This window comes from Halovulum marinum, from assembly GCF_009697225.1.
GTDB classification, from domain to species: Bacteria; Pseudomonadota; Alphaproteobacteria; order Rhodobacterales; family Rhodobacteraceae; genus Halovulum; species Halovulum marinum.
Genome location: NZ_WIND01000002.1, coordinates 361,113 through 387,325, shown reverse-complemented (window position 1 = coordinate 387,325; position 26,213 = coordinate 361,113). Strand labels below are relative to the sequence as shown.

Annotated in this window: 25 protein-coding genes and 1 pseudogene; 12 read left to right on the top strand and 14 right to left on the bottom strand. The window is 71.5% G+C overall.

From position 1 onward, the window contains the following. Window positions 1–489: 489 nt before the first annotated feature. The 6 genes from serS to GE300_RS04880 all read left to right on the top strand — a co-directional run bounded on the left by serS (window position 490) and on the right by GE300_RS04880 (window position 6,703). Window positions 490–1,782 (top strand): serine--tRNA ligase, encoded by a 1,293-nt coding sequence (gene serS / locus GE300_RS04905; protein WP_154445424.1) that lies wholly within the window; start codon window positions 490–492, stop codon window positions 1,780–1,782. Continuing rightward, complete coding sequence (locus tag GE300_RS04900; protein WP_154445423.1) at window positions 1,779–2,825, top strand: phytanoyl-CoA dioxygenase family protein; 1,047 nt, start codon at window positions 1,779–1,781, stop codon at window positions 2,823–2,825. The genes serS and GE300_RS04900 overlap by 4 nt, the downstream gene beginning before the upstream one ends. A 130-nt stretch (window positions 2,826–2,955) precedes the next feature. Continuing rightward, on the top strand, window positions 2,956–3,750 hold the full coding sequence (gene surE / locus GE300_RS04895; RefSeq protein ID WP_154445422.1) for a 5'/3'-nucleotidase SurE: 795 nt from the start codon (window positions 2,956–2,958) through the stop codon (window positions 3,748–3,750). Then, window positions 3,740–4,381: a protein-L-isoaspartate(D-aspartate) O-methyltransferase gene (locus GE300_RS04890; RefSeq protein ID WP_154445421.1), complete on the top strand. Its 642-nt coding sequence runs from the start codon at window positions 3,740–3,742 to the stop codon at window positions 4,379–4,381. Before surE ends, GE300_RS04890 begins: the two co-directional genes overlap by 11 nt. 87 nt (window positions 4,382–4,468) lie before the next feature. After that, window positions 4,469–5,773: a M23 family metallopeptidase gene (locus GE300_RS04885; RefSeq protein WP_154445420.1), complete on the top strand. Its 1,305-nt coding sequence runs from the start codon at window positions 4,469–4,471 to the stop codon at window positions 5,771–5,773. A gap of 159 nt (window positions 5,774–5,932) precedes the next feature. Further along, entirely contained in the window at window positions 5,933–6,703 is a 771-nt protein-coding gene (locus GE300_RS04880; protein WP_154445419.1) for a class I SAM-dependent methyltransferase, read from the top strand. 3 nt (window positions 6,704–6,706) lie between these two features. On the opposite strand, the gene GE300_RS04875 is transcribed toward GE300_RS04880, so the two are convergent. The 7 genes from GE300_RS04875 to GE300_RS04845 all read right to left on the bottom strand — a co-directional run bounded on the left by GE300_RS04875 (window position 6,707) and on the right by GE300_RS04845 (window position 12,022). After that, a complete protein-coding gene (locus GE300_RS04875) occupies window positions 6,707–7,555 on the bottom strand; it encodes an ATP-binding protein (protein WP_154445418.1) in 849 nt (282 codons plus the stop codon). Further along, window positions 7,552–8,451, bottom strand: coding sequence for a twin-arginine translocase subunit TatC (tatC, locus tag GE300_RS04870; RefSeq protein WP_154445417.1), 900 nt, complete (start codon window positions 8,449–8,451; stop codon window positions 7,552–7,554). The genes GE300_RS04875 and tatC overlap by 4 nt, the downstream gene beginning before the upstream one ends. Beyond that, window positions 8,452–8,970, bottom strand: a complete 519-nt coding sequence (gene tatB, locus GE300_RS04865; RefSeq protein ID WP_154445416.1) for a Sec-independent protein translocase protein TatB — start codon at window positions 8,968–8,970, stop codon at window positions 8,452–8,454. Between the two features lie 22 nt (window positions 8,971–8,992). Further along, window positions 8,993–9,208, bottom strand: a complete 216-nt coding sequence (locus GE300_RS04860; protein WP_154445415.1) for a twin-arginine translocase TatA/TatE family subunit — start codon at window positions 9,206–9,208, stop codon at window positions 8,993–8,995. Between the two features lie 124 nt (window positions 9,209–9,332). Further along, entirely contained in the window at window positions 9,333–10,040 is a 708-nt protein-coding gene (locus GE300_RS04855) for an NAD-dependent deacylase (protein ID WP_154445414.1), read from the bottom strand. Further along, window positions 10,037–11,158: an ABC transporter ATP-binding protein gene (locus GE300_RS04850; protein ID WP_325063104.1), complete on the bottom strand. Its 1,122-nt coding sequence runs from the start codon at window positions 11,156–11,158 to the stop codon at window positions 10,037–10,039. Before GE300_RS04850 ends, GE300_RS04855 begins: the two co-directional genes overlap by 4 nt. An 84-nt stretch (window positions 11,159–11,242) precedes the next feature. Next, on the bottom strand, window positions 11,243–12,022 hold the full coding sequence (locus GE300_RS04845; RefSeq protein WP_154445413.1) for an SDR family oxidoreductase: 780 nt from the start codon (window positions 12,020–12,022) through the stop codon (window positions 11,243–11,245). Window positions 12,023–12,217: 195 nt separating this feature from the next. Between GE300_RS04845 and GE300_RS04840 the strand changes: the two genes are divergently transcribed. From GE300_RS04840 to thpR, 3 genes are read left to right on the top strand one after another with little or no spacing between them, the layout of a single operon-like run. Then, the gene (locus GE300_RS04840; RefSeq protein WP_154445412.1) at window positions 12,218–12,703 is read left to right on the top strand and encodes a methyltransferase family protein; all 486 of its coding nucleotides are present in this window, start codon (window positions 12,218–12,220) and stop codon (window positions 12,701–12,703) included. Between the two features lie 42 nt (window positions 12,704–12,745). Then, on the top strand, window positions 12,746–13,045 hold the full coding sequence (locus tag GE300_RS04835; protein WP_154445411.1) for a hypothetical protein: 300 nt from the start codon (window positions 12,746–12,748) through the stop codon (window positions 13,043–13,045). A 15-nt stretch (window positions 13,046–13,060) separates the two neighbouring features. Next, window positions 13,061–13,615, top strand: coding sequence for an RNA 2',3'-cyclic phosphodiesterase (gene thpR / locus GE300_RS04830; protein WP_154445410.1), 555 nt, complete (start codon window positions 13,061–13,063; stop codon window positions 13,613–13,615). Here thpR and GE300_RS04825 read toward each other — a convergent pair. Beyond that, complete coding sequence (locus tag GE300_RS04825; protein ID WP_154445409.1) at window positions 13,608–14,504, bottom strand: cation diffusion facilitator family transporter; 897 nt, start codon at window positions 14,502–14,504, stop codon at window positions 13,608–13,610. The genes thpR and GE300_RS04825 overlap by 8 nt on opposite strands. A 109-nt stretch (window positions 14,505–14,613) precedes the next feature. On the opposite strand from GE300_RS04825, the gene GE300_RS04820 reads away from it, so the two are divergent. Together GE300_RS04820 and GE300_RS04815 are read left to right on the top strand one after the other, a co-directional pair. Next, window positions 14,614–16,221, top strand: coding sequence for a peptide chain release factor 3 (locus GE300_RS04820; RefSeq protein WP_154445408.1), 1,608 nt, complete (start codon window positions 14,614–14,616; stop codon window positions 16,219–16,221). 498 nt (window positions 16,222–16,719) lie between these two features. Then, a complete protein-coding gene (locus GE300_RS04815) occupies window positions 16,720–17,733 on the top strand; it encodes a hypothetical protein (RefSeq protein ID WP_154445407.1) in 1,014 nt (337 codons plus the stop codon). Window positions 17,734–17,738: 5 nt separating this feature from the next. On the opposite strand, the gene GE300_RS04810 is transcribed toward GE300_RS04815, so the two are convergent. Together GE300_RS04810 and GE300_RS04805 are read right to left on the bottom strand one after the other, a co-directional pair. Then, the gene (locus tag GE300_RS04810) at window positions 17,739–18,128 is read right to left on the bottom strand and encodes a hypothetical protein (RefSeq protein WP_154445406.1); all 390 of its coding nucleotides are present in this window, start codon (window positions 18,126–18,128) and stop codon (window positions 17,739–17,741) included. Between the two features lie 3 nt (window positions 18,129–18,131). After that, the gene (locus GE300_RS04805; protein ID WP_154445405.1) at window positions 18,132–18,923 is read right to left on the bottom strand and encodes a ferredoxin--NADP reductase; all 792 of its coding nucleotides are present in this window, start codon (window positions 18,921–18,923) and stop codon (window positions 18,132–18,134) included. A gap of 246 nt (window positions 18,924–19,169) precedes the next feature. Between GE300_RS04805 and GE300_RS04800 the strand changes: the two are divergent. Beyond that, window positions 19,170–20,708 (top strand): annotated as a pseudogene (locus GE300_RS04800) (DEAD/DEAH box helicase); the annotation flags it as partial. A gap of 810 nt (window positions 20,709–21,518) precedes the next feature. Here GE300_RS04800 and GE300_RS04795 read toward each other — a convergent pair. From GE300_RS04795 to nuoN, 4 genes are all read right to left on the bottom strand, one after another. Next, window positions 21,519–23,192 (bottom strand): ribonuclease J, encoded by a 1,674-nt coding sequence (locus GE300_RS04795; RefSeq protein ID WP_154445403.1) that lies wholly within the window; start codon window positions 23,190–23,192, stop codon window positions 21,519–21,521. Continuing rightward, a complete protein-coding gene (locus tag GE300_RS04790; RefSeq protein WP_154445402.1) occupies window positions 23,189–23,974 on the bottom strand; it encodes a type III pantothenate kinase in 786 nt (261 codons plus the stop codon). Before GE300_RS04790 ends, GE300_RS04795 begins: the two co-directional genes overlap by 4 nt. Before the next feature lie 19 nt (window positions 23,975–23,993). Next, window positions 23,994–24,707 carry a biotin--[acetyl-CoA-carboxylase] ligase gene (locus tag GE300_RS04785; protein ID WP_325063103.1) on the bottom strand — a complete coding sequence of 238 codons (714 nt, stop codon included), beginning with the start codon at window positions 24,705–24,707 and terminating at the stop codon, window positions 23,994–23,996. Window positions 24,708–24,769: 62 nt separating this feature from the next. Then, the gene (nuoN, locus tag GE300_RS04780; RefSeq protein ID WP_154445400.1) at window positions 24,770–26,203 is read right to left on the bottom strand and encodes an NADH-quinone oxidoreductase subunit NuoN; all 1,434 of its coding nucleotides are present in this window, start codon (window positions 26,201–26,203) and stop codon (window positions 24,770–24,772) included. Between the last annotated feature and the right edge of the window lie 10 nt (window positions 26,204–26,213).

The window sequence follows — 26,213 nt, the reverse complement described above, 5'->3', positions numbered from 1 at the left end:
TCAGTTCCTTCGTGCACGCGGGCCGCAGATCGCTCCGGCCCCGGAAATCGCGCGGACCCTACTGGGCCGCCCCCGCCTTGGCAAGGCAACCCGGACCTAAGCGGTGCGATGCCGGGATGAAAGAGGGCGGCGGCGAATTTCCGGCCGCCTGCAGACGGGTTCCGACGCCCTGCCCGGAGCCGGCGCAGCCCCGGCCGGCGCAGCCGCCGACGCAGCCCCGACCGACGCGGCAACCCGCAAGGCACGAGGCCGTTTCGCGCCAGCCGCGCGTCGTCCGTTCCGCCCGGAACCTGCGCCGCCGGCGGCGCGCGCGCCGCAGCATCCTCTCCATCGGCGTGCCCCGCGCTAGCCTGTCGCGACAGCGGAGCTCCCGCATCGCCGGCTCGGCGATGTCCCGGCAACGGGCCGGGCGATGTGGGGGGCGGCTTTTTTAACCGCGGCCTTTGTGCCATAGATCGCGCCGACGATTCATCACCCAAGGCCGGACCGATGCACGACATTCGCCTGATCCGCGACGACCCGCAGGGGTTCGACGCCCGCCTCTCCCGCCGGGGCGAGGCCCCGGTGTCGGACCGGATCCTGGCCATCGACGCCCGCCGCCGCGCCGCGATCCACGCCGCCGAGGAGGCGCAGGCCGCGCGCAACCGCGCCAGCAAGGAGATCGGCGCCGCCAAGGCCTGCGGCGACGAGGACGAGTTCCAGCGCCTGCGCCGGATGGTCGCCGACAAGAAGGACGAGCAGGCCCGGCTGGAAGAGGACGCCCGCACCGCGCAGGCGGAACTGGACGATCTGCTGTTGCGCCTGCCCAACCTGCCGCTGGACGAGGTGCCCGACGGCACCAGCGAGGACGACAACGTCGAGATCAGGCGCTGGGGCACCCCGCGCAGCTTCGACTTCCCGCCGAAAGAGCATTTCGAGATCGCCGGCGCCGCCCCCGGCCTGGACTTCGCCACCGCCGCCAAGCTGTCCGGCAGCCGGTTCGTCGTCATGCGCGGCGCGATGGTCACCCTGCACCGGGCGCTGGCGCAGTTCATGGTCGACACCCATGTGACCAGGAACGGGCTGGAGGAAACCTGGACCCCGGTCCTGGTCCGCGACGAGGCGATGCTGGGCACCGACAAGCTGCCCAAGTTCGGCGACGACAGCTACCAGACCACCAACGGCTGGTGGCTGATCCCGACCTCCGAGGTGACGCTGACCTACTCCGTCGCGGGCGAGATCCTGAGCGCCGACCGGCTGCCGATCCGCCTGACCGCGCACACCCAGTGTTTCCGCTCCGAGGCCGGCAGCGCCGGCAAGGACACCACCGGCATGCTGCGCCAGCACCAGTTCGAGAAGGTCGAGATGGTCTCGATCGTCAGGCCGCAGGACAGTCGCGCGGAACTCGACCGCATGACCGGCTGCGCCGAAGCGATCCTCGAGGCGCTGAACCTGCCCTACCGCACCGTCGTGCTGTGTACCGGCGACATGGGCTTCGGCGCGCAGCGCACCCATGACATCGAGGTCTGGCTGCCCGGCCAGGACACCTACCGCGAGATCAGCTCCTGCTCGACCACCGGCGAATTCCAGGCCCGGCGGATGAACGCCCGCTTCCGCCCCGAGCCGGACGCCAGGCCCGAGTTCGTGCACACGCTGAACGGCTCGGGGCTGGCGGTGGGCCGCTGCCTGATCGCGGTGGTCGAGAACTGCCAGCAGGCCGACGGCGCGATCGAGATCCCCGAGGTTCTGCGCCCCTACATGCGCGGCGCCGGCGTCATCACCGCCGAGGGCGCGCTGAAATGACCGCCCTGCGCCGCGTCGCCCTGTTCCCGGTGCACCTGGCGCAGGTCTTCACCGGGGCGAAGTCGTTCGTGAAGAACCCGGTGATCGGCTCGCACTGGGCGAACCGGCACGGGCTGCACGTCGCCCGCGTGCGCTGGGCCGACCGGATGGCGGCGTTCCGGCGCCGCCTGATCCGGCCGTTCGTCGACGTCACCGCGGACGAACGCGCGCAGTTCGCCCGCGACGGCTTCGTCGTGGTGCACGACTTCCTGCCCGCCGAGCTTTACCAGCGGGTCCGCGCCGAGGCGTTCGCGCACGAGGCCGCCCCGCGCGAAATGCGCCAGGGCCTGGCCGTCACCCGCCGGGTGACGCTGGACCCGGACGACGCCGCCGCCCTGCCGGCCTGCGTCGCGGCGGCACAGAAGACCCGGCTGAAGGACATCGTGCGCTACGTCGCCGCGCACTACGCGCAGCCGTTCTGCTACCTGCAGATCATCATCGCCAACCCCGAGCGGGGCGAGACCGATCCGCAGACCAGCCTGCACATGGACACGTTCCACCCGATCGCCAAGGCCTGGCTGTTCCTGCACGACATCGCCGAGGACGAGGGCCCGTTCCGCTTCGTGCCCGGCTCGCACAAGGCGACGCCGCGGCGGCTGGAATGGGAGCGGCGGCAGTCGATCGCGGCCAGCGACGCGGCCAACACCTACACCGCGCGCGGCTCGTTCCGCGTCGGTCCCGAGGATCTGCGGCAGATGGGTCTGCCCGACCCGGTGCCGATGGCGGTGCCCGGCAACACGCTGATCGTCGCCGACACCCACGCCTTCCACGGCCGCACGCCCAGCCCCAGGGCGACGGTGCGGGTCGAGATCTATGCCACCCTGCGCCGCGCGCCGTTCGTTCCCTGGACCGGGCTCGACCCGCTGCTGCTGCCGGGACTGCGCGGGCGCGCCGCGCGGCTGCTGGACGCGGCGCGCGACCGGGCCGCGGACCGCGGGCTGACCGGCCACGCCTGGCGGCCGGTCTCGCGGCGGCGGATGGACAGCCCCGACATCGCCGACTGACCGGGCCGCGGCCGGCGACCGATCCGCAACACCCGGCGCCGCGCGCGGCGAAAACCCCGGCCGGGGCTATGGACCACCCCGCCCGCGCGGCCTAGAACGGCGGGGACTCAACCATCCGGGGCTTCCCGCCATGCGCATCCTGATCACCAACGACGACGGCATCACCGCCCCCGGTCTGGCCGCGGCCGAGGTGATCGCCGAAGACCTGGCCGGCCCCTCGGGCGAGGTCTGGGTCGTCGCCCCGGTGCTGGAACAGTCGGCGGTCAGCCACGCGGTGTCCTATGTGCGGCCGATGCGGCTGGAAAAGCACGGGCCGCGGCGCTACGCGGTCGAGGGCTCGCCCGCCGACTGCGTGATGGTGGCGCTGGGCGATCTGATGCGCGACGCCGCGCCCGACCTGGTGATCTCGGGCGTCAACCGCGGCCACAACGTGGCCGAGGACGTGGTCTATTCCGGCACCGTCGCCGGCGCGATGGAAGGTGCGCTGCACGGGCTGCGGGCGATCGCGCTGTCGCAGTACTACGGTCCCGGCAACACCGAACTGGACGTGCCGTTCGACGCCGCGATCGCGCACGCGCCGCGGATCTGCCGCGCGCTGCTGCAGCGCGCCACCTGGCACGACGAGCGCTACGGCGTGTTCTACAACGTCAACTTCCCCGCCTGCCCGGCGGACAAGGTCAGGGGCGTGAAAGCCTGCTTCCAGGGCCACCGGCCGATGCCCAGCTTCACCGTCGATCCGGTGATCGCGCCGAACCGCCGGCAGTACTACTGGCTGAAGCACGGCGTGCGCGCCAACGAGCAGACCGAGGAGGGCTCGGATTCGAAGCTGACGGTGCAGGGCTACGCCACCGTCACCCCGCTGCGGGCCGATCTGACCGCGCGCGCGCTGGTCAAGCCACTGGCCGAGGCGCTGCATGGTCTCTGACGTCGAGACCCGGATGCAGTTCATCCTCGGCCTGCGCGCCCGGGGCGTCACCGACAACGCGGTGCTGTCGGCGATGGAAAGCACGCCGCGCGCCGACTTCGTCGACGGCATCTTCAAGTCCCGCGCCTACGAGGACGTGCCGCTGCCGATCGGCAGCGGGCAGACGATCTCGCAGCCCTCGGTGGTCGGGCTGATGACCCAGGCGCTGCAGGTCACGCGGCGCTGCAAGGTGCTCGAGGTCGGCACCGGCTCGGGCTACCAGGCGGCGATCCTGTCGCACCTGGCGCGCCGGGTCTACACCACCGAGCGGCACCGCACCCTGGCCCGCAACGCCGAGGCGCTGCTGCGCCGGCTGGACCTGACCAACGTCGTGGTGATCTCGGGCGACGGCGCGCTGGGCCTGCCCGAGCAGGCGCCGTTCGACCGGATCCTGCTGACCGCCGCCGCCGAGGACGTTCCCGGGCCGCTGGCAAGGCAGCTGCGCGTCGGCGGCATCATGGTGCTGCCGGTCGGCCAATCGGATACTGTGCAAACGCTCCTCAAGGTGGTAAAAACCGAGGACGGGCTCGAGTATCAGAGCCTGGGCGACGTGCGCTTCGTGCCGCTGGTCGAAGGGATGGCCACGGACTAGGCGCCGCGGCGCAGGCAGCGGCAACGGCTGCCGCGCCCCCGACGAGCAAGAATAGGCGCGGCAAGCGCACGGTACAGGCGGTTACTGATGATGACGAGCTTTCCCAAGCGTGGCGCGCAGCTGGCCCTGGCCCTGGCGCTGGGCGTTTCCCTGAGCGCCTGCGGCGAGAGCCGCGGCACGATCGGCGACATGTTCGGCGGCGCCAGACCCGCCGAGGACGTGACCCGGACCCTGCCCCGGCCGCAGCCCGACAGCCGCGGCGTGATCACCTATGCCAATTATCAGGTCATGGTCGCCCAGGACGGCGACGACGTGGCGCGGATGGCGCAGCGCGTCGGCCTCGACGCGCAGGAACTGGCGCGCCACAACGGCCTGCCGGTCACCTACCGCCCCCGCGCGGGCGAGGTGATCGCGCTGCCGCGCGACGTCGGCGGCACCCCGGCGACGGTCGAAAGCGTCACCGCCGGCCCGGTCACCGGCGGCGTGTGGAGCGCCGACATCGCCGCCTCGGCGATCGAGAGCGCGCCGCTGGGCAGCGCCGCCCCGGCGGCGACGCCCGGCGTGCAGGGCGAGAACCCTTTCAACAACGGCCAGAGCACGACCGTCATCGATCCGACCCGGCACCGGGTCCAGGCCGGCGAGACCGCCTATTCCATCGCCCGCACCTATGGCGTTTCGATCGGGGCGCTGGCGGCATGGAACGGGCTCGGCTCCGACATGACCGTGCGCGTCAACCAGGAACTGCTGATCCCGGTCGCCGACACGCGCCTGCGCGCGGCGGCATCGCAGCCGGCACCCGCCCCGGCGGCGCAGGCCGCGCAGCCGGCCCCGCAACCGGCCCAGCAACCGGCCCAGCAAGCCGCCGCACCACAGCCCGAGCGCGTCGCGGCCGCGAATCCGCCGGGCACCTCGACGCCGATCCTGCCGCCGCCCAGCGCGGCCAACCCGCTGCCGGCGGACCAAGACATCGACGACGCGCCGCCGCCGCCCTCGCCCAACCTTGCGGCGCAGCGCAGCGCCGACGCGATGCTGGCGATGCCGGTCGCCGCCGGCGGCGTGCTGCGCGGCTACAACCCCGACGGCGGCACCAAGCGCAACGAGGGCATCGACTTCTCGGCTGCCGCCGGCGCGCCGGTGCGCGCCGCCAGCGACGGCGAGGTGGCGCTGATCTCGGAATCCCTGGGCGGTCTGGGCACCATCGTGCTGATCCGTCACGAGGGCAACATGATGACCGTCTACGGCCGCGTCACCGACGTCAGCCTGAGCAAGGGCGACAAGGTCAGCCGCGGCCAGCAGATCGGCTCGGTCGCCGCCGGCGACCAGCCGAACCTGCACTTCGAGGTCCGCCGCGGCACCGACAGCGTCGATCCCGGCCCGTTCCTCGGGCTCTGATCCGGTCGCGGCCGCCGCTGCGTGCGTCACCTGCCGGGACGCCGCGCGGGCCGCGAACGCCGGCAAGACCGTCTCCGCCCGCCGACGGTGCGGACGAGCGGGGAATGATGTCCAGGCTGCGCCCGCGGCTGATTGCCCCCTGAACCGGAGCCCCCGCCGATGCCTGATCCTGCCACCCCCGCCGCCGGCCAGGTCTGGAGCGCCCAGGGCTACGCCGCCAACGCCGGCTTCGTGCCGCTGCTTGCCGCCGACCTGCTGGACACGCTGGCCCCGCAGCCGGGCGAGGCGATCCTCGACCTGGGCTGCGGCGACGGCGTGCTGACCGCGCGGATCGCCGCCGCGGGCGCGTCCGTCACCGGGCTGGAGCCGGACCCCGCGCTCGCCGCCGCCGCCCGCGCCAGGGGCATCGCCGTGCTGGAGCGGGACGCGCACCAGCCGTTCGGCGCCGCCGCCTACGACGCGGTGTTCTCGAACGCGGCGCTGCACTGGATGCGCGCGCCGGAAACGGTGCATGCGAACATCGCCCGCGCCCTGCGCCCCGGCGGGCGGCTGGTGGCGGAACAGGGCGGCTTCGGCAACATCGCCGCCATCGTCACCGCGATGAAGGCCGCGCTGCAGGCCGAGCGGCTGCCCGAACGCGCGCGCAACCCGTGGGATTTCCCCTCGCCGACATTGCAGCGCGAGCGGCTGGAGCGCGCCGGGCTGCAGGTGACGGAAATGCGGCTGTTTCCCCGGCCCACGCCACTGCCCACCGGCATGGCCGGCTGGCTGGAGACCTTCGCCGGGCCGTTCCTGCTAGGCCTGCCGGAGCAGACCCGCGCACGGGTCCTGGAGCGCGCCCTCGCCCTGCTGTCGGACCTGCAGGACCCGCGCGAGGGCTGGATCGCCGACTACGTCCGGCTGCGGTTCACCGCCGTCAAGCCGGGCTGACGGCTATTCCAGCGCCAGCGCCACGCCGCGCCGGCCCGCAAGGTCGGTGACGTACTGCCAGGCGACGCGGCCCGAGCGCCCGCCGCGGGTCTGCTGCCATTCGATCGCCCCGGCGCGCAGCGTGGCATCGTCGATGTCGATGCCCAGCGCGTCGACATAGCCGCGGATCATCGCCAGGAAACGGTCCTGGTCGCAGGGGTGGAAGCCCAGCCACAACCCGAACCGGTCGGACAGCGAGACCTTCTCCTCGGTCGCCTCGGAGGGGTTGATGCCGGTCGCGCGCTCGTTCTCGATCATGTCGCGCGGCATCAGGTGCCGGCGGTTCGAGGTGGCGTAGAAGATCACGTTGTCCGGCCGCCCCTCGACGCCGCCGTCCAGGATCGCCTTCAGCGACTTGTAGTGATGATCGTCGTGATCGAAGCTGAGATCGTCGCAGAACAGCACGAACCGCCCGGGCGCATCGCGCAAAAGGCCCAGCAGCCGGGCGATCGAGGGCAGGTCCTCGCGCTGGATCTCGATCAGCTTCAGGCCGCGCACCTCGCGCAGCACGGCGGCGTGGGCGGCCTTGACCAGGCTCGACTTGCCCATGCCCCGCGCGCCCCACAACAGCACGTTGTTCGCCGGATAGCCGCGCGCGAACTGGCGGGTGTTCTCCAGCAGCGTGTCGCGCGAGCGGTCGATGCCGACCAGCAGCTCGATCGGCACCCGGTTGACCTTCGGCACCGGCACCAGCCGGTCGGGCCCGGTGTGCCAGACGAAGGCGCTGGCGCGGTTGAAGTCGGGGCTGGCCAGGGGCGGCGGGCTGATGCGCTCCAGCGCCTCGGCGATGCGGGTCAGCAACTGTTCGGTCATTCTCCGGGCCGCGGTTCGGCTTCGGTCTCGTCGTCCTCGTCGTCGTAATAGCCCTCGGCGCGCAGCTGCGCCTCGCGCTTGCGCTCGACGATCGCGACCAGCTGGATCGAGATCTCGTAAAGCGCGTAGACCACGGCGAACAGGATCACCTGGGTGATCACGTCCGGAGGCGTCACCACGGCCGCCAGCACAAGAATGCCGATGACGGCGTACTTCCGGGTCCGGCGCAGCCCCTCGGCCGAGACCAGCCCGGCCTTGCCCATCAGCGTCAGCAGCACCGGCAGCTGGAAGCACAGCCCGAAGGCCAGCAGGAACTTGATCGTCAGGCCCAGATATTCCTGCATCGAGCCCATGAAGGCGATGCTGATGCCCTCGGCCTCGACCGGCGCGGTCTCGCCCACCACCACCGGGTCGGCGGCCGGATCGACCGGCGCCACGCCCGCGCCCTGCTGGAAGCCGAGGAAGAAGTCGAACGCCAGCGGCAGCACCACATAGTAGGCGAAGCTGGCGCCCATCAGGAACAGCACCGGCGAGGCGACGATGAACGGCAGGAAGGCGTTCTTCTCGGACCGGTACAGCCCCGGTGCCACGAACCGCCACAGCTGGTGCGCGATGATCGGGAACGCCAGCACGAAGCCGCCGAACAGCGAGATCTGGATCGCCGTCATGAAGCCTTCCTGCAGCTTGATGATCACCAGCGAACAGTCCTGGCCGCGCTCGGCCAGCTGGCTGCAGATCGGCCGCGCCAGCCAGTTGTAGATCGGGTTCCAGACCGTGAAGCTCGCCAGCATCGCGATCACGAACGCGATGATCGCCCGGATCAGCCGCGAGCGCAGTTCGGCCAGATGCTCGATCAGCGGCGCCGAGGTATCGTCGATCTGGTCTTCGTGCGACATTCAGCTCTCGCGGTTCTCGCGCGGCTCGGCCGCAGGCAGCGGATCGTCGGCGCTGTCCGGCGCGGCCCCTGCGGACGCCGGTTCGGGTGCCGCCTCGGGCGCTGGCGCGGGTGCTGGCTCGGGTGCTGGCGCGGACCCGGACGCCGCCTTGCGCGCCGGCACCGGATCGCGCTCGGCCGCATAGGCGACCTCGTCCTCCAGCGCCTCGGCGTCGCGGGCGGCGGTCGCGTCCGGCTTGGCGGGCTCGTCGCCCTTCATCATGTCGCGGGCATAGCTCCGCGCCGATTTCGCCGGGCTCCTGTGCAGATCGTGCAGGTCGTTGAGGCCCTTGGTCGCCTCCTTCAGCCCGCTCTCGTCGGCGGCCTGCTCCATCGAGCGCTGGAACTCGCGCGCCATCGCCCGCATCCGGCCCATGAAGCGGCCGACGTTGCGGAACAGGCCGGGCAGGTCCTTGGGGCCCACCACGATCAGCGCGGTGATGCCGATGACGATCAGCTCAAGCCAGCCGAGGTCGAACATGATGCGCGGTCCCGGATGCGGCTCAGGCCTTGTCCTTCTCCGGGGTCACGTCGCGGGCGCTGTCGCCCTCGTGGCTGGCGTCCTCCAGCTCCTGCTTGCCCTCGCTCAGGCCGCGCTTGAAGCTGGTGATGCCCTTGCCGACCTCGCCCATCAGCGACGAGATCTTGCCGCGTCCGAACAGGACCAGCACGACGATCGCGATCAGCAGGATGCCCGGCAAACCGATGTTGTTCAGCATGGGGTGTCTCCGATATCATTGGCGCGTGCGGCCCGAGGCCGTCGTGGCGCCCACACTCTCCCTGAGCCCTCTATCTATTGATTGCGTCCGCCGGGGAAAAGGGCAAAGCGCGCCCCGGGGGCCATTAATTGCCCCCGGCCGGGCGGTTCAGCAGCCCCGCGACGAACGCCGGCACGATTTCGCCGGCCGGGCCGGTGCGCACCTCGTGGAACCGCGGGTTGCCGGTCGGCTCCAGGTTCAGCTCCACCGTCCGGGCGCCGGCGGCGGCGGCGATCTCGACAAAACCGGCGGCCGGATAGACCGTGCCGCTGGTGCCGATCGCCACGAACAGGTCGGCCTGCGCCAGCGCCGCCTCGATCAGCTCCATCCGATAGGGCATCTCGCCGAACCAGACGATGTCGGGGCGCATGCCGCCCGGCCGGCCGCAGGCGGTGCAGACGTCGGCGGCGCTCATCGCGCCGACCCAGGGGGTGCCGGCGCCGCAGCCGGCGCAGAGCGCCCGGTCCAGCTGCCCGTGCATGTGCACCACCTCGGCGGCGCCGGCGCGCTCGTGCAGCCCGTCGACGTTCTGGGTGACCAGCAGCACCGCGTCCGGCCATTCCGCCTGCAGCCGCGCCAGCGCGACGTGGGCGGCGTTCGGCTGCGCCTGCGCCGCCTGCACGCGGCGGGCGTTGTAGAACGCATGCACCTTTGCCGGATCGCGGGCGAAGGCCCCGGGCGTCGCCACGTCCTCGAGCCGCACGCTGTTCCAGGTGCCGTCGTCGCCGCGGAACGTCGCCAGCCCCGATTCGGCCGAGATCCCGGCCCCGGTCAGCACCACGATCCGGCTCATGCCTGCACCTTGGCGTGCAGCCAGGGATCGCCCAGCCGGCTCTGCCGGGTGCAGGGAAACACGAAGCAGCGGTCGCGCCGCATCGACAGCCACAGCGGCGTGCCCGCCTTGGGCAGGAACACGCCGGGGATCGTCGCCTTGAGGATCGAGCCGTCGTGCTCCATCCGCAGGTCGACCAGGCTCTCGTGGCCCATGAACCGCGCCCGCGCCACCGCGCCGCGCGCCGGCACGCCGTCGGCGGTGGTCGGCAGCGGCCCCGAGCCCTGCCGGTCGAAGTCGATCTTCAGGTGCTGCGGGCGGATGATGATCTCGACGTCCGCCGCGTCGCGCAGGTTCGGGCAGAAGAACGGCCCGAACGGCGTCTCGCACTGGAAATCCTTCACCACGCCATGGATCACGTTGATGTCACTGAAGAACGCCGCCGCCTCGGCGTCGACCGGGTTGTTGTAGATGTTGTAGGGCGCGCCCTGCTGCACGATCCGGCCGCGGCGCATCAGCGCGATCTGGTCGGCCATGCGCATCGCCTCCTCGGGCTCGTGCGTGACCAGCAGGACGGCGGCGCCCTCCTCCTTCAGGATCTCCAGGGTGTCGTCGCGGATGCCGTCGCGCAGCCGGTTGTCCAGCCCCGAGAACGGCTCGTCCATCAGCATCACCCGCGGCTGCGGGGCCAGCGCGCGGGCCAGCGCGACGCGCTGCTGCTCGCCGCCCGACAGCTGGTGCGGGTACTTGTCCAGCTTGTCCGACAGGCCGACGCGGGCGATCAGCTCGTCGACCCGGTCGCGGGCCGCGCCGCGCACCCCGAAGCCGACGTTGCCGCGCACGGTCAGATGCGGGAACAGCGCGAAATCCTGGAACATCATGCCGATGCCGCGCGCTTCGGGCGGCAGGTGCGCGCCGGGTCCGGCGACCACGTCGCCGTCGATCAGGATCTCGCCGGCGCTGGCCCGCTCCACCCCCGCGGCCATGCGCAGCGTCGTCGACTTGCCGCAGCCCGACGGGCCCAGCAGGCAGGTCACCTGCCCCGGCAGCAGGCTCAGCGACAGCCGGTCGACGACGGCGGCGCCGTCGAAGCGGCACGACACGTCCCTGAGTTCGAGTCGCGGCAGGGTCTGCTCCACGGCCTATCCGATTGTTTCGATCAGGTTTGAGGGGCGATGTAGCAACGCCCCCCCGCGCCTGCAACCCCGCCGCGGCGTGCGAACTCAGATCGTCGCGTTGGTGGCGCCGCCGTCCAGCAGGATGTTCTGCCCGACGATGAACCCGGCGTGGACCGAGCACAGGAAGGCGCACATCGCGCCGAATTCCTCGGGGGTGCCGTAGCGGCGGGCGGGGATGGTGGCGGCGCGGCGGGCCTGCGCCTCCTCCACGGTGATGCCCTGCTCGTCGCTGACCTTGCTGTCGAGCGAGCCGGCGCGGTCGGTGGCGTGGATGCCGGGCAGCATGTTGTTGATCGTCACGCCCTTCTCGGCCACCTGCCGCGAGGTGCCGGCGACAAAGCCGGTCAGCCCGGCGCGGGCGGCGTTGGACAGGCCCAGCACCGGGATCGGCGCCTTCACCGACTGGCTGGTGATGTTCACCACCCGGCCCCAGCCGCGCTCCATCATGCCGGGAACGGCACCCTGGATCATCGCGATCGCGGTCAGCATGTTGGCGTCGAGCGCCTTGAGGAAGTCCTCGCGGCTCCAGTCGGACCAGATGCCCGGCGGCGGGCCGCCGGCGTTGTTGACCAGGATGTCGGCGCCCTCGCCCGCCTTCAGGACCTGCGCGCGCACCGCCTGGTCGGTGATGTCGCCGGCGACGGCGGTGACCGGCACGCCGTAGCGGTCGCGGATCCCGGCCGCGGTCCGCTCCAGCGTGTCGGCGGTGCGGGCGTTGATCACCAGTTCCACCCCGGCGGCGGCCAGCGCCTCGGCGCAGCCCCGGCCCAGCCCCTTGGACGCGGCGCAGACGATCGCCTTGCGGCCCTTGATGCCCAGATCCATTGCGGTCTCCCTTCGTTTGAAATTCGCGCGGAGTTCATGCGGCGGCGGCGGTGCTGTCAAGGTGAAAACAGGGGGATTTCCCCGTGAAAACCCCCTCAAGTCCATGATCTTGCTGGGATACCATTCATGAAAACTTCGTAGACGCGGCAAACGCGGCGCTTGAGCGCGCGCCCGGCCGGCCGCATACTGCCGCGCATGGAGCCCGCCCCGAGCGCGAACGAGACGCCCGACGTCCTGGTCTTTCCGCCGCTGGTGGCGCTGGCCGGGCCGGTGCTGGGCGCGCTGCTGGAATGGCTCGTGCCGCTTGGCTGGCTGCCGCCGCCCGGCCTGCACGCGGCAAGCCTGGCCGGCGCCGCGCTGACCGTTGCGGCGGTGGCGCTGGCATGGTGGGGCAAGCGCTGCTTCGACGCCGCCGCGACCAACGTGAACCCGCGCCGCCCGGCGCTGCGGCTGGTCGAGTCCGGGCCCTACCGCTTCACCCGCAACCCGATGTACCTGGGCATGGTGCTGGCGCAGCCGGGCCTGGCGCTGGCGCTGTCGCTGGACTGGACCCTGCTGCTGACGCCGGTGGTCTGGGCGGCGTTGCACCGGGGCGTGGTGCTGCGCGAGGAAGCCTACCTGACCCGGCGCTTCGGCGCCGACTACACCGCCTTCGCATCGCGCACCCGCCGCTGGCTGTGATCCGCGTTGACCGGGCGCCGCCCGCGCCCTAGCTTTCCGGGCATGATCGACCTGACCCAGACCCTGGACCGCCCGACCCCGCCCGAGGACCTGACCCCGGCGCTGGCGGCGCTGTGGTGGCTGCGCAAGGGCGACTTCGAGATGGGCGCGGAATGGGACCGGGCGCACGAGATCGCCCAGAAGCACGAGGGCGAGCAGGTGTTCGACGCGATCCACGCGCTGGCGCACCGGATCGAGGGCGACGAGGCCAACGCCAAGTACTGGTACCGCCGCGCCGAAACCGCCCCCGGCGCCAGCTACGAGGGCGAGTGGCAGGCGCTGGTGGCGCGGATCACCGACTGACCGGCCGCGGCGGGGATGCGCAGCTTCGTCGCCATCCCCCTGCCCGGCCACGTCCGCGAGGCGCTGGCCGGGGTGCAGGCCGAGGCGCCGCTGGGCCGCGCCGTCGACGAGGACAACCTGCACCTGACGCTGGCCTTCCTGGGCGAGGTCCGGCCCGACGCCCTGGCCGAGGCCGCCCGCGCGCTGGACGACGGCGTGCGCGCCGCGCCGTTCGAGATGCGGCTGCGCGGGCTGGACTGTTTCGGCGGCCGCAACCCGCGGGTGCTGCACGCCCCGGCGCAGTCCGACCCGCCGCTGCTGCACCTGCACGAGCGGGTGCGCGGCGCGCTGCGGACCGCCGGGCTGGAGCTGCCGCGCCGGCGGTTCCGCCCGCACGTAACCCTGCTGCGCTTCGGCCACCGGCTGCAGGCCGACGAGCAGGCGGCGCTGGCGCGCTATATCGCCGGGCTGGCGGCGGCGGTGGATTTCCGCATCGCGGTGGCGGGGTTCGGGCTCTACCGCTCGACGCTGACCCCCGGCGGGCCGCGCTACACCGAGCTGGCGTCGTTCGCGCTGACCGAGGCTACTTGACCGGCAGCGCGCCCGGCTTGGCCTTGTGTCCCGGCTCGACGTGGATCAGCACCTGTGCGCCGGGCACCGCCGCCTCGAGCGCGCGCTCGACCCGGTCGCAGATGTCGTGCGATCTGGCGACGCTCATCGCGCCGTCGACCACCATGTGGAACTCGATGAAGGTGGCGGGGCCGGCGTGGCGGGTGCGGATGTCGTGCACCTCGATCGCGCCGTCGGCATGGGCGAGGATGGCGGCGCGGATCGCCTGCGCGCAGTCCTCGTCCACGGCGCTGTCCAGCAGCCCGCCCAGCGAGCCGGCGATCACCCGCCAGCCCTCGCGCAGGATGTTGCCGGCGACCACGATCGCCAGCAGCGGATCGAGGATCGCCCAGCCGGTGGCCAGCGCCAGCCCGAGCCCCGCCAGCACCCCGACCGAGGTCACCACGTCGGTCATCAGGTGCCGCCCGTCGGCGGCCAGCGCCGGCGAGCGCTGCGCCCGGCCGATGCGGATCAGCAGCAGCGCCCAGCCGGCATTGAACGCGGCGGCGACGGCGTTCAGCGCCAGCCCCGGCAGCGGCGCGGCAAGCGGGCGCGGCGCGATCAGCGCCGGCAGCGAGGCGTTCAGCACCAGCAGCGCCGCGACCACGATCATCACCCCCTCGGCCACCGCCGAGATGTATTCCGCCTTGTGGTGGCCGAACGGGTGCCCCGCGTCGGCCGGGCGGCGGCTGTAGCGGATCGCCGACAGCGCCAGCATCGCCGAGACCACGTTGACGATGCTTTCCAGCGCGTCCGACAGCAGCGCCACCGAGCCGGTGATCCACCAGGCGCCCAGCTTCAGCGCCAGCACCGCCAGGGCGACGGCGATCGACCAGGCGGCCAGACGCAGGACGAGCGGGCTGTAGGACATGGCGACTCGGCGGCCGGTTCCGGGGCGTCGGTGATAGCGGCGCGCGGCGGCGCTGTGAAGCCCTTCGCGCGGCTTGTGAAGGCCGGGGGTTCGCGCCTATATGGCGGCCATGCCGGACCGTTCGCACAATGCCCCCGACCTGCCGCCCGAGATCGGGCGCCGCCGCACCTTTGCCATCATCAGCCACCCCGATGCCGGCAAGACCACGCTGACCGAGAAGTTCCTGCTGTACGGCGGCGCGATCCAGCTGGCCGGCCAGGTCCGCGCCAAGGGCGAGGCGCGGCGCTCGCGCAGCGATTTCATGCAGATGGAGAAGGACCGCGGCATCTCGGTCTCGGCCTCGGCGATGTCGTTCGAGTTCAGGGAGTTCTGGTTCAACCTTGTCGACACGCCGGGGCACTCGGACTTCTCCGAGGACACCTATCGCACGCTGACGGCGGTGGACGCGGCGATCATGGTGATCGACGGCGCCAAGGGCGTGGAAAGCCAGACGCAGAAGCTGTTCGAGGTCTGCCGCCTGCGCGACCTGCCGATCCTGACCTTCTGCAACAAGATGGACCGCGAAAGCCGCGAGACCTTCGACATCATCGACGAGATCCAGGAGAACCTGGCGATCGACGTGACCCCGGCAAGCTGGCCGATCGGCATGGGCCGCGAGTTCATCGGCTGCTACGACATGCTCAACGACCGGCTGGAGCTGATGGACCGCGCCGACCGCAACGTGAAGGCCGAGAGCGTCAAGATCGACGGGCTGGACGACCCGAAGATCGCGCAGCACGTCCCGGCGCACCTGCTGGAAAAGCTGCGCGAAGAGGTCGAGATGGCGCGCGCGCTGCTGCCGCCGTTCGAGCGGCAGGCGTTCCTGGACGGCACGCTGACGCCGATCTGGTTCGGCAGCGCGATCAACAGTTTCGGCGTGCAGGAGCTGATGGACGGGATCGGGGACTACGGCCCGCAGCCGCAGGTGCGCCCGGCGGCCGAGCGGCAGGTTTCCCCCGACGAGACAAAGGTTTCCGGCTTCGTCTTCAAGGTTCAGGCGAACATGGACCCGAAGCACCGCGACCGGGTCGCCTTCGTGCGCCTGTGCTCGGGGCATTTCAGGCGTGGCATGAAGCTGATGCATGTGCGGGCGGGCAAGCCGATGGCGATCTCGAACCCGGTGCTGTTCCTGGCGAACGAGCGCGAGCTGGCCGAGGACGCCTGGGCCGGCGACATCATCGGCATTCCGAACCACGGCCAACTGCGCATCGGCGACGCGCTGACCGAGGGCGAGACGCTGCGCTTCACCGGCATCCCCAGCTTCGCGCCGGAGCTGCTGCAATCGGTGCGCGCGACCGATCCGATGAAGGCCAAGCACCTGGAAAAGGCGCTGACCCAGTTCGCCGAGGAAGGCGCCAGCAAGCTGTTCAAGCCGACCGTCGGCTCGGGCTGGATCGTCGGCGTCGTCGGCCAGTTGCAGTTCGAGGTGCTGGCCAGCCGGATCGAGCTGGAATACGGCATCCCGGTGCGGTTCGAGCCGACGCAGTTCACCTCGGCGCGCTGGGTGAACGGGCCCCCGGACAAGATCGACGCGTTCGTGAAGGCCAACAAGGGCCACATCGCCCAGGACCACGACGGCGATCCGGTGTACATGACCCGCCTGCAATGGGACATCGACCGGGTCGAGCGCGACCATCCCGAGCTGCGCCTGACGGCGGTGAAGGAAACCCTGGTCTGAGCGTCGGCGGCCGAGGATCACCCCCGTGCCGTCGGCGACGACTTCCTGACGCCGGGGGCGACGTACCGACCGGACGCGGCGACGGCGGAAGGTCGGCCGACGCCGGCGTGCCCGCAGCGACGGAGCGATCATCGAGCCGGCCCGTTCCTGGCTGCAAGGCGGCAGGGGCAACGATCCGATCACCGTCACCGCCGGCAAGACCCGGCGCGTCGGATGTGAGGGCGCGGAGCCGTTCGCGTTCGGCGACGGCAAGCCCGATCTCACCGAAGAACCCGCGGACGACGCGCCGGTGCGCGCCGGGGTACGCGGTTTCGCCGGCGCCGAGGACCGGCGCCGAGGGCATGCCGGTGTCCTCGGTCGATGTCGCGCGCGTGCGCCGGACCGGCGGGTCCGGCCGGTCCGACGGCACCGGAGCGACCGCGACCCGCCGCGAAAGCCCTGATTTCGCCTCAAAACCGGCGTATCCTCGCCTCGGGACACGGGGAGCGGGAGGCGAATTTGGCCCTTTTCACATTCAACAGCGCGGTGGACTTCCGGGCGGAACTGGGCGCGATCGATGCGCTGGCGGCGGGCGACGTCGATGGCGTGATCTATGACGAACTGTTCGGCCTGCCGGTCAGCCTGACCACGACCTTCGCCGATTTCGGCGCCCCCGGCACCACGCTGGAGGTGGTCTACAGCTACCTGACCGACACCACCTCGTTCACCGTCTCGGGCGGCGCGGAATACCAGTTCGTGATGCTCGGCGAGTACGGCATCGCCGGCGGCTATGCGCTGCAGGCCGGGATCGCCGGCATCTCGGGCTACACCCCCGACTACATCAGCATCGATCCGGGCAGCGTGGTCCGCGCCTTCGGCACCCGCGACGAGATGCTGGGCGAGGGCCGGCTGATCGGCGCCGGCGGCCGCGACAAGATCGAGCTGGAGCAGGCCCTGCCCGGCGGCGACGGGCTGGGCGCGGCGGGCCGCAGCTTCGGGATGGGCGGCTATGGCGACGACATCCTCAAGGCGGCGGTGCTGCTGGCGACGCTGAAGGGCCAGGGCGGCGACGACACCCTGGTGGCCGAGTTCGGCAGGGTGGCGATGTTCGGCGGCACCGGCGCCGACGACTTCATCGCCGACAACGGGTTCTGGGACGATTTCGGCACCGTCGAGCAGGCGTCCGAGCGCACCCGCGCCGCGATCCGCGATTTCGACGGCACCGAGGACGCGTTCGTCTTCGCCAGCGTCGACAGCACGATGCCGGCGGGCAGCGCGCCGGTGCGCGAAAGCCTGGCCGACCGGTTCGGCGCGGGCGATCTGTCGACGCTGGCCAACTTCACCGACGACGGGGTGGCCTACAAGTTCAACCAGAACGGCGCCGGCGACGCGGTGCTGGTGCGCAAGGGCACCGACGGCGACGGCCGCAGCTACGACGAGAAGGTCACGTTCAAGAACCTGGCGCTGGCGGACATCGACCGCGCCGACGTGTTCCTGCAGGACTACCACGCCGATACCTACGAGTTCTTCTGAGCGGCTCAGCCGAAAAGCGCGGGACGGATCGCCCCGGGGGTATCGACGATCACCGGGGCGCCAAGCGCGTCGGCCATGCCGGATGGCAGGTCGGGGGTTTGACCCGCCGCGACCGGCGCATTGCCGTCGGGCGCGAAAAGAACGTAAGGGCCCTCGGTCAGAACCGCGAACAGCGCCAGCCACAGCGCCGGGTGGTCGCATGGGCGCAGTATGGCGAAACTGGTGGCGAGGCCTGTCCGCCCGGTCAGCGACAGCTCGCAATGATGCGCGTCGTCATACGCAAGCCGGTACAGGGGGCCCGGTCCGCAGACACCAAGGATCGCGCGGACCCGGTCTGCGCCGAGCCCGGCGGGCCGCCTGTTTCGGTAGCCCTGAACGTAGATCTCGGTTCCCAAGGGTCAGTCCACGAAGGCCTTCTCGATCACGAAATGACCGGGCTCGGAGTTCGCGCCCTCGGTCATGCCGGCGGCCTCGCACAGCGCCTTGTGTTCCTTGAGCATGTTCATCGAGCCGCAGATCATCACCCGGTCGGTGTCCGGGTCCAGCGGCCCGCCGCTGGCCGCGGCCAGCCGGCCGTCGCGGATCCAGTCGGTCATCCGGCCCATCTGCGGGCTGTGCTCGCGGGTGGTGGTGGCGATGTGGGTCAGCTTGTCGCCGACGATCTCGGGCAGGAACTCGTGGGTGCGGATCCGTTCGACCAGATCGAGACCATAGGCCAGCTCGCCCCGCTCGCGGCAGGTGTGGGTCAGGATCACCCGGTCGAACTTGTCGTAGGTCTCGGGGTCGCGGATCACGCTGGCGAAGGGCGCGATGCCGGTGCCGGTCGAGAACAGGAACAGCCGCCTGCCGGGCAGCAGCGCGTCGTGCACCAGCGTGCCGACCGGCTTGGGCCGCATCACGATCTGGTCGCCGTCGCGCAGGTGCTGCAGGCGCGAGGTCAGCGGCCCGTCGGCCACCTTGATCGAATAGAACTCCAGCGTCTCGTCCCAGCTGGGCGAGGCGATGGAATAGGCGCGCAGCAGCGGCTTTTCGCCGTCCATCAGCCCGATCATCACGAACTCGCCCGAGCGGAAGCGCAGGCTGTCGGGCCGCTCGCAGGTGAAGCTGAACGTGCGGTCGGTCCAGTGACGGATGCCCGCCACGCGCAGCATCGCCATGCCACGCGGGCCTTTCGGGGGGGCGACGTTCATCGGCGGCCCTTTCGCTTAGGTTCGCGGGGTGCGCGTCTCGCGCGGCGCTCGGCGTGCAGGTATAGCGCGGCCGCGGCCGGGATCAAAGCCGCGCGGGCTGTGGCATTGCGGCGCGGAACCGGCGCGCACGTTGACCTGCGGGCCGCGATGGCTTATGTGAAGCCGCACGAGCCATTCCGATCCGGGAATGCTGGCCGCGTTGTTTTTGCGGCCGTACCTGTAGCCGCACCTGAAAAACAGCGAGCAATGACAGCTTTTACAGATCTGAATCTGGACCCGCGGGTTCTGCAAGCCGTGACCGATACCGGTTACGAAACCCCCACCCCGATCCAGGCCGAGGCGATCCCGCACGCCCTGAACGGCCGCGACGTGCTGGGCATCGCCCAGACCGGCACCGGCAAGACCGCCAGCTTCACGCTGCCGATGCTGACGCTGCTGGCCAAGGGCCGCGCCCGCGCCCGGATGCCGCGTTCGCTGGTGCTGGCGCCGACGCGCGAGCTGGCCGCCCAGGTCGCCGAGAACTTCGAGACCTATTCCAGGCACATTAAACTGAGCATGGCGCTGCTGATCGGCGGCACCAGCTTCAAGGACCAGGACCGGCTGATCGACCGCGGCGTCGACGTGCTGATCGCCACCCCCGGCCGCCTGCTCGACCATTTCGAGCGCGGCAAGCTGATGCTGACCGGGATCGAGATCATGGTGGTGGACGAGGCCGACCGGATGCTCGACATGGGCTTCATTCCGGACATCGAGCGGATCTTCAAGCTGACGCCGTTCACCCGGCAGACGATGTTCTACTCGGCCACGATGGCGCCCGAGATCACCCGCATCACCCAGGAATTCCTGTCGAACCCGGTCCGGGTCGAGGTCGCCCGCCAGGCCACCGCCGCCGAGACCATCGAGCAGGCGGTGTGCAAGATCGCCCCGTCGCGCCGCGACCGCGCCGACAGCGAGAAGCGCGCCGCGCTGCGCGCGCTGATCGACGCCGAGGGCCCGGCGCTGACCAACGGCATCATCTTCTGCAACCGCAAGCGCGACGTGGACGTGCTGGCGAAGTCGCTGACCAAGCACGGCTACGACGCCGCGCCGATTCACGGCGATCTGGACCAGTCGATCCGCACCCGGACGCTGGATTCGTTCCGCGACAAGTCGCTGCGGCTGCTGATCGCCTCGGACGTCGCCGCGCGCGGTCTAGACATTCCCAGCGTCAGCCATGTGTTCAACTTCGACATCCCGATCCATTCCGAGGATTACATTCACCGCATCGGCCGCACCGGCCGCGCCGGGCGCTCGGGCAAGGCGCTGTCGCTGTACGTTCCGGCCGACAAGAAGCATCTCGACAAGGTCGAGGAGCTGCTGGGCAAGCCGATCCCGGTGATCGACAACCCGCTGGGCACCTCCGCCGCCGCCGAGGACACGCCCGCGGAGCAGGACGAACGCCGCGCCGCGCCGCGCAGCCGCACCCGCGAGCGCAGCCGTCGTCGTGACGACGCCGCCGAGACCGTCGAGGCGCCGGTGGCCGAGACCCGGACCGAAACCCGGACCGAATCCCGGACCGAATACCGGAGCAGCGAACGGTCCGGCGAACGCGGTGCCGACCGCGCGAGCGACCGGTCCGGCGATCGCGGTCAGGATCGGGCCAGTGATCGGACCGGCGACCGGGCCAACGACCGGGGCAGCGACCGCTCCCGCGGGCGCCGGGGCCGCAACGACACCAACCGTGTCGTCGGCATGGGCGATCATGTCCCCGCGTTCATGACCCGCGATCTGCGCGAGGCGCTGGCCGACCTGCCGGGCGCGGGCGGCGGCGACGACGAGGAGCCGTACGAGGACGACGCGGTGGCCGCGGAGGCGGAGACCGCGACCGAGACCTCCGAGGCGGTCGAGACCGCGCCGGAGCCGGCGGCCGAGGACAAGCCGAATAAGAAGCCGCGCCGCAAGAAGACCGCCCGGAAGGCCGATGACGCCGCTGCCGAGACGGCGGAGGCCGGCGCCGATACGGCGGATGCGGGGAACGCGGCCGAGCAGGCCCCTGCCCCGGCCGCAACGCCCGCCGAGGCCGCCGAGGCCGCAGCGGACGAGAAGCCGAAGAAGCCGCGGCGCCGCCGCAGCGCCAGGAAGGCCGCCGAGGACACCGCCGAGGACACTGCCGGCGACACCGCGCCCGCGCCGGACGCCGGTTCCGAAGGCGATCCCGAGGCCGACCCCAAGTCGGTGACCGAGACCGGAACCCCGGCAGAAGCCAGCACCGACGCGGTGCCCGCCGGGGCGCAGCCCGATGCCGGACCGGCCCCGGAAGCCGAAGTCGCCGAAGCCGAGGCCACAGAAGCCGAGGCTCCGAACTCCGGGGCCGAGGTCGAAGCACCGGCCGAGACAGCAGCCGAACCGAAGCAGCCGGCCGCCGACGCGCCGCGCCAGCGCAAGCCGCGCGCCCGCGCCTCGGCCTCGTCGGTGATCGACACGGTCAAGGCCGAGGCCGAGCTGGAGAAGAAGGCCAGCTGAGCCGGCCCCGCAGCAGACATGAAAAACGCCGCGCCGGGATCCCGGCGCGGCGTTTTCTCTTGCGTGGGCCTGTCCCGCGGCGGCGGTGTGGCGTCAGCCCTCGAAGCGGTTGATCAGCACCGTCGTCACCGGTTTCTTGCCGACCAGCTCGTCGGCGGCGGTGCGCACCGCGCGCTCGACCAGCTTCTCGACTTCGGCATCGTCGCGCAGCGCCGCGCGCTTGGCGCCGGACAGCGCCGCGTCCACCGCCTGCTCGATCATCTCGGCCACCGGCTTGCGCCCGGCGCCGGTCTCGGGCAGGCCGACGATCTCGGCCCAGGGCGCGTCGGCCATGCTGCCGTCGCCCTCGAGCAGCACCGAGACGATGACGTGGCCGCGCAGCGCCATGCGCATGCGCTCGCGCACCACGCCGTCCATCGCGCCGATCAGCACCCGGCCGTCGAGGTAGAGCCGCCCGGTCTCGACCTGATCGATGACCTCGGCCTCGGGGCCGGTCAGGTCGACCACCGCGCCGTTGGCGGCGACCACGCCGGTGCGGCCGTGGCTGCGGGCCAGTTCGGCATGGCTGACCAGGTGGCGGTGCTCGCCGTGCATCGGGATCACGTTGGCCGGGCGCACCAGCGTGTGCACCTGTTCCAGGTCCGGGCGGTTGGCATGCCCCGAGACATGGTAGCGCCCGTCGCTGTCGTCGATCACCCGCACGCCCTGCTCGGACAGCTGGTTCAGGATCCGGCCGACGGACTTCTCGTTGCCGGGGATGGTCTTGGACGAGAACAGGAAGGTGTCGCCCTGTTTCAGGCGGAAGCCGCGATAGCCCTGCGAGGCGAGCTGCGCGGTGGCGGCGCGGCGCTCGCCCTGGCTGCCGGTGGCCAGCATGAACAGGTTCCCGCGGGCGATGCCCTCGGCGTCCTGCACGTCGACCACCGGCGGGAAGTCGGGCAGCACATCGGTGGCGAAGCCGTTCTGGATCATCTGGTTCATCGCCCGGCCCAGCACCACAACCGAGCGGCCCTGGTCGTGCGCCGCCTGCGCCAGCGTGCGCAGCCGGGCGATGTTCGAGGCGAACGTGGTGGCGACGACCAGGCCTTTGGCCTCGGCCATCAGCGCCTCGACCGGGCCGACGATGTCGGCCTCGGAGCGGCCGTGGTGCGGCGAGAACACATTGGTCGAATCGCAGACCAGCGCCTTCACGCCGTCGTCGCCGATGCTGCGGAACCGCGCCGGGTCCCACGGCTCGCCGACCAGCGGCGTCTGGTCCAGCTTCAGATCGCCGGTGTGCAGGATGCGGCCCGCGGGGGTGTCGATCACCAGCGCCGAGGCCTCGGGGATCGAGTGCGACACCGGCACGAAGCCGACGCGGAACGGGCCGATCTCGACCGTCTCGGGCCAGGCCGGGGCGGTGCGCACGATCTTCGGGTCCTGGCCGGCCCGCTCCAGCTTCTGCTGGGCGATCAGCGCGGTGAAGCGGCGCGCGTAGACCGGCGCCTGCAGCCGCGGCCACAGGTGGCCGAGCGCGCCGACGTGATCCTCGTGGGCGTGGGTGATCAGGATCCCGTCCAGCCGGTCGGCGCGCGCGGCGATGAAGCCGGGGTCGGCCATGATCAGGTCGACCCCGGGCGAGCCGTCCATGTCCGGAAAGGTCACGCCGGTGTCGACCAGGATGAAGCGCTGCGCCCCCACCGGCCCGTAGCCGTAGAGATACATGTTCATGCCGATCTCGCCGGCGCCGCCAAGCGCCAGGTAGGTCAGTTTCGGATCATTCGTCATACGGTCAATTTCGCTTTCGGGCTGTTGCGGGCGTGGATCAGCACGAGCCCGTGAATGGTCAGATCGGTGTCGATGTGGTCGAAGACGTCGGTCCCCTGGTCGAACAGCGGCGACAGGCCGCCGGTTCCGACCACCTTCATCTCGCGCCCGCGCTCGGCGGCGATGCGGGCGCAGACGCCCTCGATCAGGCTGATGTAACCCCAGTAGATCCCCGACTGCATGCAGGCGCGGGTGTTGGTGCCGACGACCTTTTCGGGGTGGGTCACGTCGATGTAGGGCAGCGCCGCGGCGGCCTGGCTGAGCGCCTTGAGCGACAGGTTGACGCCCGGCGCGATCACCCCGCCCTCGTAGGCGCCGTCGTGGCCGACCACGTCGAAGGTGGTGGCGGTGCCGAAATCGACCACCACCAGGTCGCCGCCGTAGCGGTCGTAGGCGCCGACGGTGTTCACCAGCCGGTCGGCGCCGACGGTGGTGTCGGCGTCGACGCGCACCGGCACGCCCAGCGCGACCTCGGGCTTGCCGACGACCATCGGGCGGGTGCGGAAGTACTTGTCCGACAGGACCCGCAGGTTGAACACCACCTGCGGCACCACCGAGGACACGATCACGTCGGTGATCCGCCCGGCGATGCCGTTCAGCGTCATCAGCTGCTGCAGCCAGACGTAGTATTCGTCGGCGGTGCGGGCGTGCTCGGTCCGGCAGCGGAACGCCGCCAGTTCGCGCGTGCCGTCGTGCAGCGCGAAGACGCAGTTGGTGTTGCCGACGTCGATGGCCAGAAGCATGGGCAGATCCGCCCTTCCGTCAGAAGTGTATGTCGGCCGCCGGCAGGTGCTGCCGGCCGGCGGGGGTATCTAGAACGACTGCCCCGGTCTCGTCCACCGTCTCGAACCGGCCGGTGATCTGCCGGCCCGGCAGCCGCGCGGTGATCTGCTGGCCCAGCCGCGCCGCACGCGCCAGCCAGGCGGCGCGGATCGGTTCGAAGCCGCGGGCCGCGAATTCGGCCTCGAGCGCGGCGAAGCGCGGCGCCAGCGCGTCCAGAAAGGCGTCGGGCGTCAGCCGCAGCCCGGCCTCGGCCAGCGCCACCGGCGGCACCGCGCCCGGCTCGACCGCGCCGGGCGGCGGCGCGCTGGCGAGGTTGACGCCGATCCCCACCACCAGCGCCAGCGCGCCGCGCTGGCTGGTGCCCTCCAGCAGGATTCCGGCCAGCTTGCGCCCGTCCAGCAGCACGTCGTTGGGCCATTTCAGCGCCAGCCGCGCCGGGTCGAGCCCGAGCCCGTCCAGCGTCTCGGCCAGCGCCAGCGCGGCGGTGAAGCTGCGCAGCGCCGCCTGCCCGGCGTCGCCGCCGGGGCGCAGCGCGACGCTGCCGTAGAAATTGCCCGCCGGCGACACCCAGGGCCGGCCGCGGCGGCCGCGCCCGGCGGTCTGGCGGTCGGCCAGCACCCAGAACGGCGCCGCCTCGCCCGCGGCCAGGCGGCGCAGCGCCTCGGCGTTGGTGCTGTCGGTCCGGGCCAGCACGACGCGGCGGATGCCGGCGCCATCGCCGGCCCCATCCCCGGCCCCGGAACCGGCCGGGCCGGTCAATTCACCAGCGTCGCGGCGGCGGCGGCGGCCATCGCGTCGACGCCGAACAGGTTCACCACGCCCAGCACCATCGCCGCCGCGCTGACCCCCAGCGCCGCCCAGTGCAGCGGCGGCATGGTGCCGTCGAGCGCGTCGACCGGCTCGCCGAAGTACATCAGGTAGACGATGCGCAGGTAGTAGAACGCGCCGATCACCGAGGCGACCACGCCGATCACCGCCAGCCAGACCAGGCCGGCGTCGACCGCGGCCTGGAACACCACGAACTTGGCCCAGAACCCGACCAGCGGCGGCAGCCCGGCCAGCGAGAACATCAGCACCGCCAGGCACAGCGCCCGCGCCGGATCGACCCGGCTGTAGAGGCCGAGCGCGGCGATGTCGGTGACCCCGGTGCCGTCGCGGGTCATGTTCAGGATGAAGGCGAACACGCCGACGTTCATGGTCACGTAGATCGCCATGTAGAGCAGCATGGCGCCGACCCCGGCCTCGGTTCCCGCGGCCAGGCCCATCAGCGCATAGCCCATGTGGCCGATCGAGGAATAGGCCATCAGCCGCTTGATGTTGCTCTGGCCGATCGCGGCGACCGAACCCAGCAGCATCGAGGCCAGCGACAGGAACGCCAGGATCTGCTGCCAGTCGGCGACCGCGCCGGCGAAGCCGTCGAACAGCACCCGCGCGAACAGCCCCGCCGCCGCCATCTTCGGCGCGGTGGCGAAAAAGCCGGTGACCGGCGTCGGCGCGCCCTCGTAGACGTCCGGGGTCCACATGTGGAACGGCGCCGCCGAGACCTTGAACGCCAGCCCGGCGCACAGGAACACCAGCCCGAACAGCAGCCCGACCGAGATGTCTCCGGCGCTGACGATCGCGCCGATGCCGGCGAGGTTGGTGGTTCCGGCGGTGCCGTAGGTCAGCGAGGCGCCGTAGAGCAGCATCCCCGAGCTGAGCGCGCCGAGCACGAAGTACTTCAGCCCGGCCTCGGTCGAGCGCACCGAGTCGCGCCGGTAGGCGGCGATCACGTACAGCGCCAGCGACTGCAGCTCCAGCCCCAGGTACAGCACCATCAGATCGTGTGCCGAGACCATCACCATCATCCCGACCACCGACAGCGCCACCAGCACCGGGTACTCGTAGTTCAGCAGGCTGTTGCGCTCGAGGTACTCGTCGCTGATCAGCAGCATCGCCGCCGCGCCCCACAGCAGCACCACCTTGGCGAAGCGGGCGAAGCCGTCGTTGACGAAGCTGTCGGCGAAGGCGGTGGTCTCGCCGCCGGGAGAGACGCCGATCCAGGCGCCGAAGGTCGCCAGCACCGCCGCCGTGGTCCACAGCACGACGCGCGAGTTCACGAGGCCGAAGACGCCGGCCATCAGCGCGGCCATGGCATAGACCGCCAGCGCGACCTCGGGCAGGACAGTGTTCAGGTCTTGGGCAAACATCCGCGTTCCC

Excerpts from the sequence above, each read along its gene's own strand:
- GE300_RS04840 (WP_154445412.1), top strand. The coding sequence starts at position 12,218 with ATGGAGCCCGCCCCGAGCGCGAACGAGACGCCCGACGTCCTGGTCTTT.
- tatC (WP_154445417.1), bottom strand. The coding sequence starts at position 8,451 with ATGTCGCACGAAGACCAGATCGACGATACCTCGGCGCCGCTGATCGAG.
- GE300_RS04845 (WP_154445413.1), bottom strand. The coding sequence starts at position 12,022 with ATGGATCTGGGCATCAAGGGCCGCAAGGCGATCGTCTGCGCCGCGTCC.
- GE300_RS04825 (WP_154445409.1), bottom strand. The coding sequence starts at position 14,504 with ATGTCCTACAGCCCGCTCGTCCTGCGTCTGGCCGCCTGGTCGATCGCC.
- GE300_RS04835 (WP_154445411.1), top strand. The coding sequence starts at position 12,746 with ATGATCGACCTGACCCAGACCCTGGACCGCCCGACCCCGCCCGAGGAC.
- GE300_RS04855 (WP_154445414.1), bottom strand. The coding sequence starts at position 10,040 with ATGAGCCGGATCGTGGTGCTGACCGGGGCCGGGATCTCGGCCGAATCG.
- GE300_RS04795 (WP_154445403.1), bottom strand. The coding sequence starts at position 23,192 with ATGACGAATGATCCGAAACTGACCTACCTGGCGCTTGGCGGCGCCGGC.
- GE300_RS04900 (WP_154445423.1), top strand. The coding sequence starts at position 1,779 with ATGACCGCCCTGCGCCGCGTCGCCCTGTTCCCGGTGCACCTGGCGCAG.
- GE300_RS04885 (WP_154445420.1), top strand. The coding sequence starts at position 4,469 with ATGATGACGAGCTTTCCCAAGCGTGGCGCGCAGCTGGCCCTGGCCCTG.
- GE300_RS04875 (WP_154445418.1), bottom strand. The coding sequence starts at position 7,555 with ATGACCGAACAGTTGCTGACCCGCATCGCCGAGGCGCTGGAGCGCATC.
- GE300_RS04820 (WP_154445408.1), top strand. The coding sequence starts at position 14,614 with ATGCCGGACCGTTCGCACAATGCCCCCGACCTGCCGCCCGAGATCGGG.
- nuoN (WP_154445400.1), bottom strand. The coding sequence starts at position 26,203 with ATGTTTGCCCAAGACCTGAACACTGTCCTGCCCGAGGTCGCGCTGGCG.
- GE300_RS04890 (WP_154445421.1), top strand. The coding sequence starts at position 3,740 with ATGGTCTCTGACGTCGAGACCCGGATGCAGTTCATCCTCGGCCTGCGC.
- GE300_RS04860 (WP_154445415.1), bottom strand. The coding sequence starts at position 9,208 with ATGCTGAACAACATCGGTTTGCCGGGCATCCTGCTGATCGCGATCGTC.
- tatB (WP_154445416.1), bottom strand. The coding sequence starts at position 8,970 with ATGTTCGACCTCGGCTGGCTTGAGCTGATCGTCATCGGCATCACCGCG.
- GE300_RS04880 (WP_154445419.1), top strand. The coding sequence starts at position 5,933 with ATGCCTGATCCTGCCACCCCCGCCGCCGGCCAGGTCTGGAGCGCCCAG.
- GE300_RS04805 (WP_154445405.1), bottom strand. The coding sequence starts at position 18,923 with ATGAACGTCGCCCCCCCGAAAGGCCCGCGTGGCATGGCGATGCTGCGC.
- serS (WP_154445424.1), top strand. The coding sequence starts at position 490 with ATGCACGACATTCGCCTGATCCGCGACGACCCGCAGGGGTTCGACGCC.
- GE300_RS04790 (WP_154445402.1), bottom strand. The coding sequence starts at position 23,974 with ATGCTTCTGGCCATCGACGTCGGCAACACCAACTGCGTCTTCGCGCTG.
- surE (WP_154445422.1), top strand. The coding sequence starts at position 2,956 with ATGCGCATCCTGATCACCAACGACGACGGCATCACCGCCCCCGGTCTG.
- thpR (WP_154445410.1), top strand. The coding sequence starts at position 13,061 with ATGCGCAGCTTCGTCGCCATCCCCCTGCCCGGCCACGTCCGCGAGGCG.